The following is a 12,483-nucleotide window of genomic DNA, read 5'->3' as shown; positions in this document are numbered from 1 at the left end:
AACTCAGCAGTGAAACGATGCATCGCCGATGGTAGTGTGGGGTTTCCCCATGTGAGAGTAGGTCATCGTCAAGATTCATTTCGCAAAACCCCTATCTGCGCATGCAGGTAGGGGTTTTGTCTTTGTGGTGCAAAAATTCCCGGCATACGCAGCCCCTGTGGGAGCGGCCTTGTGTCGCGAAAGGGCCGCAAAGCGGCCCCAGGATTGATGCGCAACAGTTGAAATTGCTGGGGCTGCTTTGCAGCCCTTTCGCGACACAAGGCCGCTCCCACAGGGGATCGCGCCAACTTTTAGAATTTGAGCAAGACAGTTGCTCCCACAGGGCCCCGCGTAGCTCCGAAAAGCAATCATGAAATGTGCGTCATTTATGCCTGACGAATCACAGGTCAATGCTACGCTCGCGGAAATACTCAGCACGGATACCCAACATGGAAATGAACTGGCACCAGGCCCTGCAAGAGAGCCTGAGCTGGCTGGCAATCGCCTCGTTCATCACCCTTGTCTGCTTCACGGCAGCCGCCACACTGGCCGTACGTTGTACGCGCTGGGGCAGCCAGTTCTGGCAGCTTGCCGGGCCCTATTTCAGTTTCAGGCGCAGTTGGCGGCCGTTACTGGTGTTCGCCCTGCTGCTGGTATTGACGCTATTCTCGGTGCGCCTGAACGTGCTGTTCTCGTTCTGGTACAACGGCTTCTACAGCGCCTTGCAAGGCCTTGACCAAGCAGCCTTCTGGTACCTGCTCGGCGTCTTCGCGGTATTGGCCACCATCCATGTGCTGCGTTCGCTGTTCACCTTCTATGTAAGCCAGGCGTTCAGCATCCAGTGGCGGGTCTGGCTGACCGAGCGCCTGACCCACGACTGGATGCACGGCGATGCCTACTACCGTGGCCAGTTCCTTGCCGAGCCGGTGGACAACCCTGACCAGCGTATCGAACTGGACGTCAACGCCTTTGTCAGCAACTCGGTGACCCTCGCCCTGGGCGCGGTCAGCGCGCTGGTTTCGCTGGTGGCATTCACCGGCATCCTCTGGGGGCTGTCGGCGCCGCTGGCCGTCGCTGGTGTGGAGATTCCCCGGGCGATGGTGTTTGCCGTGTACCTGTATGTCATCGTCGCCACATGGATCGCCTTCCGCCTCGGGCGACCGCTGATCCGCCTGAACTTCCTCAACGAAAAGCTCACCGCCAACTTCCGTTACGCGCTGATGCGCCTGCGCGAGAACGCCGAGAACATCGCTTTCTACCAGGGCGCGCAGGTCGAGCGGGGCACCTTGCTGGGCCGCTTTGGTGCCTTGATCGTGAATGCCTGGGCGCTGGTGTTCCGAAACCTGAAATTCAGTGGTTTCAACCTGGGCGTGAGCCAGGTAGCAGTGGTGTTCCCGTTCATTCTGCAGGCACCGCGCTTCTTCAGCGGGGCGATCAAGCTGGGCGACGTCATGCAGACCTCCCAGGCCTTTGGCCAGGTGCAGGATTCGTTGTCATTCTTCCGCGAGTCGTATGATGCGTTTGCCCAGTACCGGGCTACCCTCGACCGTCTGACCGGCTTCCTCGATGCCAACGAGCAGGCGAGCGCTTTGCCGCGCGTCATCACCGAGGACCAGGAGCATGCCTTGGCGATCAGCCGCCTGCAGGTGCTGCGCCCGGACGGGCATGCCCTTATCACCGACCTGGACCTTGACCTGCACGCCGGCCAGGCACTGTTGATCAAGGGGCCGTCGGGCAGCGGCAAAACCACGCTGCTGCGAGCGCTGGCGGGCCTCTGGCCGTATGCAGAGGGTGAGGTCAGGCGCCCGCTGGGCCACCAGGCGCTGTTCCTGTCGCAGCGGCCGTACCTGCCGCTGGGTGATCTGCGCGCCGTCATCGCCTACCCGGCGGCCAGCAAGCCTGAGGATGAAACGCGGATGCAGCAGGCCTTGCGCCAGGTCAACCTGGCCCACCTGGCCGAGCGACTGGACGTCAGCTGTGACTGGTCACACATTCTCTCGGTCGGTGAGCAGCAGCGCCTGGCATTTGCCCGGGTGCTGTTCAACCGGCCGCAGGTGGTGTTTCTCGACGAGTCCACTTCGGCCATGGACGAAGGGCTCGAGCATGCCCTGTATTCACTGTTGCGCACGGAAATGCCGGGGGCCTTGCTGGTCAGTGTCGGGCACCGCAGCACGCTGGCAGGTTTCCATACCCATCGGCTGGAGGTGGATGGGCATGGCGGCTGGTCGCTGCTGGAACAGCAGCCAGCGCTGGCCTAGTGCGGCTTGCCGGTGATCGGGCCTGACCTGAGCAATGCGACCCCGACCAGGGTGCTGCCGGCACACGCTGCGCCAAGCAGGAATGTCGCCTTGAAGCCGACCCCGTCCCACAGCAGCCCGGCCACCACGCTGGCCACCAGCAGCGCCACGCCGGTCAGCAGGTTGAACAGGCCGAAGGCTGTACCGCGCAGTTCGGCGGGAGCGCTGTCGGCGATCATGGCGGCAAAGATGCCTTGGCTGAAGCCCAGGTGCAGGCCCCAGGCAGCCACCCCCATGGCCAGCCCGGTCCAGCCCGGCAGCAGGGCCAGCAGCAGGTCGGCGGCGACCAGCAGCCCCAGCCCGGTCATCAGCACGCCGCGGCGGCCTACGCGGTCCGACAGCACCCCCGCGGGGTAGGCCGACAGCGAGTAGGCCAGGGCCATGAGCACCAGCACTGCCGGCGCCCACAGCGGCGCCAGGCCCATGTCCTGGGCGCGCAGCAGCAGAAACGCCTCGCTGAAGCGGGCGAGGGTGAACAGCGTGGCCAGGCCGATCAGCCGCCAGTAGGCCGCGCCCAGGCGGGCCAGCTCGTGCAGGGCCAGCGGTGAGCGCACCGGGCGGGTGGTGGCCGGCGTTTCAGGTTCGCGCACGAAGGCGATGAGGATGTACACCGCCACGAACGCCGGGAGCACCGCCACCCAGAACACCGTCTGGAAATGGCTCGCGGTCAGCCACATCAGCACGATCGCCAGCAACGGCCCAAGGAAGGCGCCCACGGTATCCAGCGCCTGGCGCAGGCCGAAGGCTGCACCACGCAGTTCTGCGGGCGTAACGTCGGCCACCAGCGCATCGCGCGGCGCCCCACGAATGCCTTTGCCTACCCGGTCGACGAAGCGTGCCGCGGTCAACCACTCCAGCCCGGAGGCCATGGGGAACACCGGCTTGGTCAACGCACCCAGGCCATAGCCCAGCACTGTAAGCAACTTGCGTTTACCCAGCCGGTCGCTGAGGGCGCCGGAAAACACCTTGGTGATCGAGGCGGTCGCCTCGGCGATACCTTCGATAAAGCCCACCGCCACTACCGAGGTACCAAGCACGGTGACCATGTACAGCGGCAGCAGGGCGTGAATCATTTCCGAGGAAATGTCCATGAACATCGACACGAAGCCCAGCGCCCAGACACTGCGAGGGATCTTCGACAGGGACCTGGTGGTGTTCGTGGCGTCGCTTTCTTCGTGGCTGCGCATCAGGAGGCTCGGCAGAGGGCTACGTTCGAAACTGTAGGAGCCGTCACGCAGGATGCAAATCGGACAGGTGTATGCAAGCAACAGCGCGAATAGCCGGGCTGCGTCGGCAACGCTGTCGTGTCAGCAAAGTTCCGTTACAAACATGTAAACTTCGTAAATAAGATTTAAACTCATTTGCGAATCTCTATATTTACCATCCCTGTTGGCCACCAAACTGTGTTTGCGAGGCCGGTGGGCGAGGGCTCCCGGTTTCCGACAGGGATGTGCCGTTTCGCTCATGAATCGCAGGAGATGTACCCATGCAGTGCAAGACTTCACCCAACAGCCTGGCCCTGGCGTTCGTCGCGCTGGCGTCACCGGCCATGGTGGCCACCGCGGCCCAGGCCGAAGAACAGCGTACGGGTGAGGTGCTGGAGATGCCGGTTGCCGACAGCGCGCTGGTGATCCAGGACACCCTGGTCACCGCCGAGCGCGAGGCACGCCAGGCCCTGGGTACGTCGATCATCACCGCCGAAGACATCAAGCGCCATCCGCCGGCCAATGACCTGTCAGACATCATCCGCCGCGAGCCCGGGGTCAACCTGACCGGCAACAGCGCCAGCGGCGCGCGTGGCAACAACCGGCAGATCGACCTGCGCGGCATGGGCCCGGAAAATACCCTGATCCTCATCGACGGCAAGCCATCCAGCGCACGCAACGCCGTGCGCTATGGCTGGAACGGCGACCGCGATACCCGCGGCGAAACCAACTGGGTACCGGCAGAAGCGGTCGAGCGCATCGAGATCCTGCGTGGCCCGGCGGCCGCACGTTACGGTTCCGGCGCCATGGGCGGGGTGGTCAACATCATCACCAAACGGCCCACCGACGAACTCAAGGGCAGCGTCAGCCTGTATACCCAGCTGCCGGAAGACAGCGCCGAGGGCGCCAGCCGCCGGGCCAACTTCAACCTGGGCGGCGGCCTGACCGACAACCTCGGCTTCCGCCTGTACGGCGGCCTGGCCAAGACCGATGCCGACGACCTGGATATCAATGCCGGGCATGCCACCAGTGCGCTGGTGGCGGGTCGCGAAGGCGTACGCAACAAGGACATCAATGGCCTGCTGAGCTGGAAGCTGAACGACGAGCACCGCCTCGAGGCCAGTGCCGGCTACAGCCGCCAGGGCAATATCTTTGCCGGCGACACAATGAACAGCAACGGCGGTGGTGACGTCGAGTTCGTGTCCAGCCTGTATGGCCACGAAACCAATGTGATGCAGCGCAGTACCTACGACCTGACCCACCTGGGCGATTTCACCTGGGGTACCAGCAAGACCGTGCTGGCCTACGAGTACGTGCGCAACTGGCGCCTCAACGAGGGCCTGGCAGGCCGTACCGAAGGTGCCCCCAATGCCGAAGGCGCCGCCATGTCGCGCCTGCGCAACACGCGCCTGAGCAGCGAAGTGAACCTGCCATTCGCCATGGGCAGCACCGAACATGTGCTGACCCTGGGCGGCGAGTACCTGTACGAAGCGCTCAATGACCAGGGCTCGCTGCGCCCGCAAAGCTCGGACCCTACCGGTAACGACGGGTTGGTCGGTTTCGACCGCAGCAGCTCGAAGATGACCGCCCGCAGCTATGCGCTGTTCGTCGAGGACAACATCATTGTCGGCGACACCACCATTACCCCGGGCCTGCGTTTCGACCACCACGAAACCTTCGGCGACAACTTCAGCCCCAGCCTGAACCTGTCGCACAAGCTGACCGAAGCACTGTCGGTCAAAGGCGGTATCGCGCGCGCCTACAAGACCCCGAACCTGTACCAGTCCAACCCCAACTACCTGCTGTACAGCCGCGGCAATGGTTGCAGCGTGCAGCAGACCAACAACGGTGGCTGCTACCTGCAGGGCAACGCCGACCTCAAGCCCGAGATCAGCGTCAACAAGGAAATCGGCCTGATGTACGACCGTGGTACCTGGCGCACCAGTGCCACGTACTTTCGCAACGACTACAAGAACAAGATCGTCGGTGATACCGATGTGCTGTACACCATCGGCACCGGCAGCCGCGTGACCCAGTGGGACAACGCCGGCAAGGCGCGGGTGGAAGGTATCGAAGGCAACCTGTTCATCGAGCTGACCCCGGCCCTGGACTGGAACACCAACCTGACCTGGATGCTCGACAACGACAACCGCGAGACCGGCGAGCCGCTGTCGGTGATCCCGGAATACACCGTCAACACCACCCTCGACTGGCGCGCCACCGAGAAGCTGTCGTTCCAGGTGGCGGGTACCTACTTCGGCAAGCAGAAGTCGCCGACCTTCAACGAACGCACCCAGCAAGGCTACGACAAGACCGCGCAACAGGACGTGGAAGCCTACGGCCTGGTGGACGTGAGCGCTGGTTACAAGTTCAACGCCAACTACGACGTGCGGGTGGGGGTGAACAACGTGTTCGACAAGCAGATCCTGCGTGGCGGCAACGCCAGTACTTCGGGCGCCAATACCTATAACCAGCCGGGCAGGGCGGTGTTCGCTGCGCTGAACATCAACTTCTGATCCAAGGGGCCGCTGCGCGGCCCATTCGCCGGCAAGCCAGCTCCCACAGGGATCGCGCCAACGTTTGGAATTTGAGCAAGACAGTTGCTCCCACTGGTACCACACAGTATTCGAACCCTGTGCAATCCCTGTGGGAGCTGGCTTGCCGGCGAATGGGCTGCAAAGCAGCCCCGGATGCCACCGATCAACGCCAAGGAGCCCCCGATGATCAAAGCCCCCGCCTGGCTGCAGATCCTCTCCCGCAGCTGTGCCGCACTGCTCGGCGGCTATGCCCTCAGCTACGCCGCCAGCGCCTGCCTGGCCCGCATCCTGCCGCTGGCTGCCGCCGATGCGGTCATCGTCGCGACCCTGCCGGCCTTCATCTTCTACACCGCCGCCATCCTCTGGGCCTTCGCCTGCAGCGATGCCCTGCGTGCCTGGGCCCCGCTGGCTGTGGCCGTACCGCTTGCCCTGATCGGCTTCTGGCCGCAGGCACTGGAGTGGCTGGCATGAAGAACACCTTCACCCAATCGATGGCCTGGCTGCACACCTGGGCCGGGCTGATTTTCGGCTGGCTGCTGTTCGCCATCTTCGTCACCGGCACCCTGGCGGTATTCGACAAGGAACTCGACCACTGGATGCAACCGGAAATCCCGGCCACCGAGGTACCCCAGGCCGACGCCGCGCGGCGCGCCATTGCCTACCTGCAGGCCCACGAGCCGCAGGCTGGCAACTGGGGCATCAGCCTGCCGAGCGAGCGCTCGCCCGGGTTGCGCGTGTCCACCGGCGAGCGTCGCCATGGCCCCACCGTGCAGCTCGACCCGCGCACTGGCGAGGCCATCGAGGTGCGGGACAGTGTTGGTGGCAACTTCTTTTTCCGCTTCCATTTCACCCTCGACCTGCCACGCAACTGGGGCATCTTCGTGGTCGGCGCGCTGGCGCTGGTGATGCTCGCGGCGCTGGTCACCGGTATCGTCATCCACAAGAAGATCTTCAAGGAGTTTTTCACCTTCCGGCCGAACAAGGGCCAGCGCTCGTGGCTGGATTTCCACAACGCCAGCGCGGTGCTGTTGCTGCCGTTCCACCTGATGATCACCTACACCGGCCTGGTGATCTTCATGCTCATCTACATCCCGGCCGGTGTCGATGCGCTGTTCGCCGGCGACAACCGTGCCTACTTCCAGGCCCAGGGCAATGCCCGCCTGGAGCAGCCTCGTGGCCTGGCCAGGCAACCGGCCGCGCTGGTCGATGTCGCGCCATTGCTGGCCCAGGCCGAGGCGCGCCTGGGGCCGATTGGTGGCCTGAATATCCGCAATCCCAACACGGCGGCGGCGCGTATCGAAATACGCCCCGGGCTGGGCAACCGCATTGCCTTGGCCAAGGGCCAGGCCATGGTCTTCGATGGTGTCAGCGGGCAGTTGCTCGGCGACGTCGCCGAATGGCGCGCGGCGCCATTGACCCAGCGGGTCATGGCCGGCCTGCATTTCGCCCAGTTTGGCGGCTACCCGATGCGCTGGCTGTATTTTGTCTGCGGGCTGGTCAGTTGCCTGATGATCGCCAGCGGGCTGGTGCTGTTCTGCGTGAAGCGTGGGCGCAAGTACACCAGCGCGGAGGCTTCGGTGCGGCGTTGGTACCGGGTGGCGGAGGTGTGCAACGTGGGCTTCGTCAGTGGCCTGTTGTTGGCGTGCGTGGGGTTGCTGTGGGCCAGCCGTGTGCTGCCGGTGGAACTGGCGCAGCGGGAGAGCTGGGAGGTTCGTGCGTTCTTTGGTGTATGGCTGCTGGCGCTGTTGCATGCCGGTATCAGGCCGGTACGCCGGGCCTGGGTCGAGCAACTGCTGCTGACCGCGTTGCTGTGCATTGGCCTGGGTGCGTTGGGTGGCTTGGGCGACGCCATGCGCCTGGGGGTGGTGGCCTGTGCCCTGGTGTTGGGTGTATTGCTCGGGCTGCTGGCCTGGCGCGTATGGCAGGCGCAGTGGGTGCCGCAGAAGGCCAGGGCAGGGCGGCGGATGGAGGCCGGGGCATGATGATGTGGGTCATGGGCAGCGTGTTGTTCGCCTACGCTGGCATGCTGGGGCTGTGCCAGGGGCTGGAGCGGCATTACAAGCAGGTATGGAACCGCACCTGCCCGCGGGTGCTGCGTGTCGGCTTGCGCGCGGCCGGCTGGCTGGCGTTGCTGGCCAGTCTGGTGCTGTGTGCCCAGGCCTGGGGCTGGGCCATGGGGCCGGTGGCCTGGTTTGCCGTGATGTCGCTGGCGGGGATGGTGCTGGTATTGCTGCTGCCATACTGGCCGCGGCTGGCGGTGGGGTTGGTGGCAGCGGTGCCGGTTTGGGGATTGATGCTGCTGATGATCTGACCAGGCCCCATCGTCGGCGCAGCCGGTGCCAGGTTGTTGCGGTAAAAAGTGCCAAGGCATGTTAAACCTTGCGCCCCGACCCGCTGCGAGAGAAACCCGGTGAAAGCCGTCCGCCTGACCCTGATCTGCCACGCCCTTACCCATGCCCAGAAGACCGGGCGACTGCACCGTGCCGACGATGGCATCCTGCCGTTGGGCCAGCAGCCTTTCGCCGACCTTTCCGGTGTGCCGGTGCTGACTGCACCAGAGCGGCGAGCCTGTGAGACGGCGGCGCGGTTTTCGGGGCCGGTGCAGGTCGAGCCGGCCTTGGCCGATTGCGACCTGGGGCGTTGGCAAGGGCTGACGCTGAAGCAATTGCAGGCCGAGCAACCGCAGGCGATGGCCGAATGGCTGCAGGCCCCGGCCAGTGATGTGCACGGCGGCGAGTCGTTCGCCGTGCTTTGCCAGCGCATCGCCGCCTGGTTGGGGGCCTTCGACAGGCCGGGTGAATGGGTGGCGGTTACCCACCCGATGGTCATGCGCGCCGCGCTGGTGCACGTACTTGGCTGCCCGATGAGCGCCAGTCAGCGGGTCGACGTGTTGCCGCTGTCGCGCCTGGAGCTGAGCTTTACCGGGCAGTGGCGCCTGCGCCTGGGCTGAAGGTCAGAACGCCAGCTTGTAGCCGATCAGCAGCAGCATCGCCGCCAGGCACGGACGCAGCACGCGGTCGGAAATCCGCCCGGTGAGGTGGCTGCCCAGGTAGATGCCTGGCAGCGAGCCCAGCAGCAGGTAGCCCAGCAGCGACCAGTCCATGTTGCCCATGCCGGCATGGCCCAGGCCCGCCACCAGGGTAAGTGGCACGGCGTGGGCGATTTCGGTACCGACCAGGCGGCGGGTGACCAGGAACGGGTACAGCAGGAACAGCGCCACGGTACCCAGTGCGCCGGCGCCGATGGAAGTGAGGGTGACCATCACCCCCAGCACCACGCCGGTGAGCACGGTAAGGGTGTTCAGGCTGCGGTCGCTGAGGTGGTAGTGGTCACCAGCATGGCGGCTGGCGAAGGCCTGCAGGCGCGATTTGAACAGGATGGCCAGCGCGGTCAGGATCAGCACCACCGCCAAGCCTTGCTTGATGACGGCGTTGAGCGCCGAGGTGTCGGTGTGCAGGGTGCTGAGGAACCACAGGGTCAGCGCCGCAGCGGGCACGCTGCCCAGGCTGAGCAGGCCGGTGATCTTCCAGTCGACGTTCTTGTTGCGCGCATGCACCCAGACGCCACTGGCCTTGGTGATGGCGGCGTAGAGCAGGTCGGTGCCGACGGCTGTTGCCGGGCTGATGCCAAACCACAACAGGATCGGGGTCATCAGCGAGCCGCCACCGACGCCGGTCATTCCGACGATGAAACCCACGACCAGGCCCGCAATGGTGAAACCGAAAGAACCTACATCCATACGCTACTCGACTGCCCAACTTTGCCCGTTATCGGATGCAGCCCAGCATATAGATTTTTTTATAGCCAAATAGACTTGTTCGTTATTAGGTTATAACCGGGGGCTTGCCTGCCAGGGCCCTATCGCCGGCAAGCCAGCTCCCACAGGTACTGCACAGGCCCTGAGGTTGATGCGGTCGGTGTGGGAGCCGGCTTGCCGGCGATAGGGCCCTGGCAGGCAGCACCGAGTCAGCGATCGGTCATCACCACCATCACATGCGCATCTGCGCCATCGTCACTTTCCGACAGGTAGATATGCCCCACCTGGCTGTCGAAATACGCCGTCTCCTGCGGCCCGATGCTCACCGCTTCGCCGGTTTCGAACTCGATACGAACGCGCCCGCTCAGCACCAACGCGAACTCTTGCCCGGGGTGGCGGATAAAATCGTCGAACTGGCCGCGTTCACGGGCAATGATGCGGGCATAGGCGGGTGTCATGCGCCGTTCGGGGAAGTCGCCGGCGATCGGGTGGTAGTCATAGGTGCCGGTCGAGTAGCCCGCCGCCGCCGGCAGTGAATCGACCACCACGGTCACCGGTGCCGGTGCCGTGACCGTGCCGCTGGCGCGCAACAGCTGGGCAATGTCGACATTCAGCGCCCGGGCGGCAGCGGCCAGTTTTTCGTAGCTGACCGAGACCTGCGCCAGTTCCATCTTCGACAAGGTGGACAGCGGTACGCCGCTGGCTTCGGACAATTGCTTGAGGGTCATCTGGCGCGCCTTGCGCACCTGGCGCAGGCGCTGGCCGACTACGGCACGGTCCAGCAGGGGTAGGGCAGCGGGCATTCGGGGTCTCGGCATGCGGCGTTGGTCGGGCATCTTACCTTGGACCCTTGCGTATTCGTAAATTCTCATATATTAGAATTCTCATAAATGATAATTAGCCTGGCAGGAGCGTGCATGACCCCGATCTACGACACCCTGATCATCGGCGCCGGCATTGCCGGTGCATCTCTGGGCTATCGCCTGGCCGGCCAGCAGAAGGTGCTGCTGCTCGAGCGCGAGGCACAGCCTGGCTACCATTCCACCGGGCGTTCGGCAGCCATGTTCATGGAGGCCTACGGCACCCCGCAGATCCAGGCGTTGACCCGCGCCAGCCGGGCCTTCTACGAAGCACCACCGCAGGGTTTCTGCGAGCACCCGCTGCTGGAACCGCGTGGCTGCCTGTACGTCGCCAGCCTGGAACAGCGCACTCTGCTCGAGCAGACCCATGCGCAGAACCTGGCCAACGGCACTGAGGTCAGCCTGCTCGACCGCGACGCCGCCCTGGCCCTGGTGCCGAGCCTGCGTGGCGAGAACCTGGCCGGCGCGGTGCTCGAGGCGGGGGCCATGGACCTGGACGTACATGCCCTGCACCAGGGCTTCTTGCGCGGCTATCGCGCCGCTGGCGGCGAACTGCGCTGCAACGCCGAGCTTGTCCAGGCCTGGTACCTGGATGACCTGTGGCAGGTGCAGCTGGGCGATGGCAGCCGCATACAGGCGCGCCAGCTGGTCAATGCCGCTGGCGCCTGGGCCGACCGTGTGGCCGAGCAGTGCGGCGTGGCGCGTATCGGCCTGCAACCCTGCCGGCGCAGTGCCTTCACTTTCCCCGGCCCGGCAGACCAGGACTTCGCCCGCTGGCCGGCGGTAATCGGCGTAGACGAAAGCTTCTACTTCAAGCCCGACGCCGGCCAGCTGCTGGGTTCGCCGGCCAATGCCGACCCGGTCGAACCCCAGGACGCCGCGCCCGAGGAGCTCGACGTGGCTTTGGGCATCTACAACATCGAGGCCATGACGACCCTGGCGATCCGCCGGCCGAGCCACACCTGGGCCGGGCTGCGCTCGTTCGTTGCCGACGGCGACCTGGTGATCGGTTTCGATGTGCACGCGCCAGCGTTCTTCTGGCTGGCGGCACAAGGTGGCTATGGCATCCAGTCGGCTGCGGGCGCCTCGCGCCTGGCTGCCGACCTGCTGCTGGGCCAGCCCCTGTGTCCTGGCCTTGTCAGCCAGGGGGTGGCGCCCGAGCGCCTGTCCCCGGCCCGTTTCCAGCAATCCTGAAAGGAGCATCCCATGAGCAATGATATCCAGCGTTTCCCCAGCAGCCTGCCGTTCCCGTTCTCCCGTGCGGTAAAAGCCGGCGGCTTCCTGTTCCTGTCCGGCCAGGTGCCGATGAGTGCCGGAGGCGAAGTGGTGCGCGGTGACATCCAGGCCCAGACCCGCGCCGCCTGCGAGCGCATCGGCGAAAGCCTGGCGGCCTGCGGCGCGCGTTTCGACCAGGTGGTCAAGGCCACGGTGTGGCTGTCGGACATGAGCCACTTCGCCGGCTTCAACGAGGTGTACAAGGAGTTCTTCGGCGCAGCGCTGCCGGTGCGCTCGACCGTGGCCTCGGCATTGGCGCTGGGGGTGGATGTGGAGATCGAAGTGCAGGCGTTTGTCGGAGATTTTTGACCGAACAAATCGCCCATGTGGGAGCGGCCTTGTGTCGCGATAGGGGCGCGGAGCGGCCCCAGGATTTCTGCATTGCTGCACAGATCGCCGGGGGCCGCTCTGCGGCCCTTTCGCGACACAAGGCCGCTCCCACAAAAGCGATGTGGTGGCAGTGAGACAACAACAATAAATCCAGAGGTTCACATGCAAGAGCAGCTGAAGATTGCCGGCGCGTTTGTCGGCGTGATCGTGGGGGCGGCCTTGTGTCGCGAAAGGGCCGCAGAG

The 12,483-nt window shown here is 64.8% G+C and carries 11 protein-coding genes; 8 read left to right on the top strand and 3 right to left on the bottom strand.

Features of this window, described 5'->3' with window-relative positions; translation table 11 throughout:
* Positions 1-428 precede the first annotated feature (428 nt).
* Entirely contained in the window at positions 429-2,237 is a 1,809-nt protein-coding gene (locus CAG22_RS26735) for an ABC transporter ATP-binding protein/permease (protein WP_085706517.1), read from the top strand.
* On the opposite strand, the gene CAG22_RS26730 is transcribed toward CAG22_RS26735, so the two are convergent.
* Complete coding sequence (locus tag CAG22_RS26730; protein WP_085706516.1) at positions 2,234-3,463, bottom strand: MFS transporter; 1,230 nt, start codon at positions 3,461-3,463, stop codon at positions 2,234-2,236. The two genes, CAG22_RS26735 and CAG22_RS26730, sit on opposite strands and share 4 nt — an antisense overlap.
* A gap of 299 nt (positions 3,464-3,762) precedes the next feature.
* Between CAG22_RS26730 and CAG22_RS26725 the strand changes: the two genes are divergently transcribed.
* From CAG22_RS26725 to CAG22_RS26705, 5 genes are all read left to right on the top strand, one after another.
* Complete coding sequence (locus CAG22_RS26725) at positions 3,763-5,997, top strand: TonB-dependent siderophore receptor (RefSeq protein ID WP_085706515.1); 2,235 nt, start codon at positions 3,763-3,765, stop codon at positions 5,995-5,997.
* 204 nt (positions 5,998-6,201) lie between these two features.
* A complete protein-coding gene (locus CAG22_RS26720) occupies positions 6,202-6,489 on the top strand; it encodes an iron transporter (RefSeq protein WP_075044517.1) in 288 nt (95 codons plus the stop codon).
* Complete coding sequence (locus CAG22_RS26715) at positions 6,486-8,000, top strand: PepSY domain-containing protein (RefSeq protein ID WP_085693427.1); 1,515 nt, start codon at positions 6,486-6,488, stop codon at positions 7,998-8,000. The genes CAG22_RS26720 and CAG22_RS26715 overlap by 4 nt, the downstream gene beginning before the upstream one ends.
* Positions 7,997-8,329 (top strand): DUF3325 domain-containing protein, encoded by a 333-nt coding sequence (locus CAG22_RS26710; RefSeq protein ID WP_085706514.1) that lies wholly within the window; start codon positions 7,997-7,999, stop codon positions 8,327-8,329. The genes CAG22_RS26715 and CAG22_RS26710 overlap by 4 nt, the downstream gene beginning before the upstream one ends.
* Positions 8,330-8,428: 99 nt before the next feature.
* Positions 8,429-8,968 carry a histidine phosphatase family protein gene (locus tag CAG22_RS26705; protein WP_085706513.1) on the top strand — a complete coding sequence of 180 codons (540 nt, stop codon included), beginning with the start codon at positions 8,429-8,431 and terminating at the stop codon, positions 8,966-8,968.
* 3 nt (positions 8,969-8,971) lie between these two features.
* Here the strand turns inward: CAG22_RS26705 and CAG22_RS26700 are convergent, their stop codons facing one another.
* Both CAG22_RS26700 and CAG22_RS26695 read right to left on the bottom strand, forming a co-directional pair.
* Positions 8,972-9,757, bottom strand: coding sequence for a sulfite exporter TauE/SafE family protein (locus tag CAG22_RS26700; RefSeq protein ID WP_013971855.1), 786 nt, complete (start codon positions 9,755-9,757; stop codon positions 8,972-8,974).
* A 227-nt stretch (positions 9,758-9,984) separates the two neighbouring features.
* Positions 9,985-10,578: a helix-turn-helix domain-containing protein gene (locus CAG22_RS26695; protein ID WP_075044520.1), complete on the bottom strand. Its 594-nt coding sequence runs from the start codon at positions 10,576-10,578 to the stop codon at positions 9,985-9,987.
* 114 nt (positions 10,579-10,692) lie between these two features.
* Here CAG22_RS26695 and CAG22_RS26690 point away from each other — a divergent pair, with 114 nt between their 5' ends.
* Together CAG22_RS26690 and CAG22_RS26685 are read left to right on the top strand one after the other, a co-directional pair.
* The gene (locus tag CAG22_RS26690; protein WP_075044521.1) at positions 10,693-11,829 is read left to right on the top strand and encodes an FAD-binding oxidoreductase; all 1,137 of its coding nucleotides are present in this window, start codon (positions 10,693-10,695) and stop codon (positions 11,827-11,829) included.
* 12 nt (positions 11,830-11,841) lie between these two features.
* Positions 11,842-12,219 carry a RidA family protein gene (locus CAG22_RS26685; protein ID WP_085617482.1) on the top strand — a complete coding sequence of 126 codons (378 nt, stop codon included), beginning with the start codon at positions 11,842-11,844 and terminating at the stop codon, positions 12,217-12,219.
* The last annotated feature ends 264 nt before the right edge of the window (positions 12,220-12,483 follow it).

Origin of the sequence: Pseudomonas sp. B8(2017), from assembly GCF_002113575.1 — a bacterium.
GTDB classification, from domain to species: Bacteria; Pseudomonadota; Gammaproteobacteria; order Pseudomonadales; family Pseudomonadaceae; genus Aquipseudomonas; species Aquipseudomonas putida_Z.
This window is presented reverse-complemented; position numbering and strand designations above follow the sequence as displayed.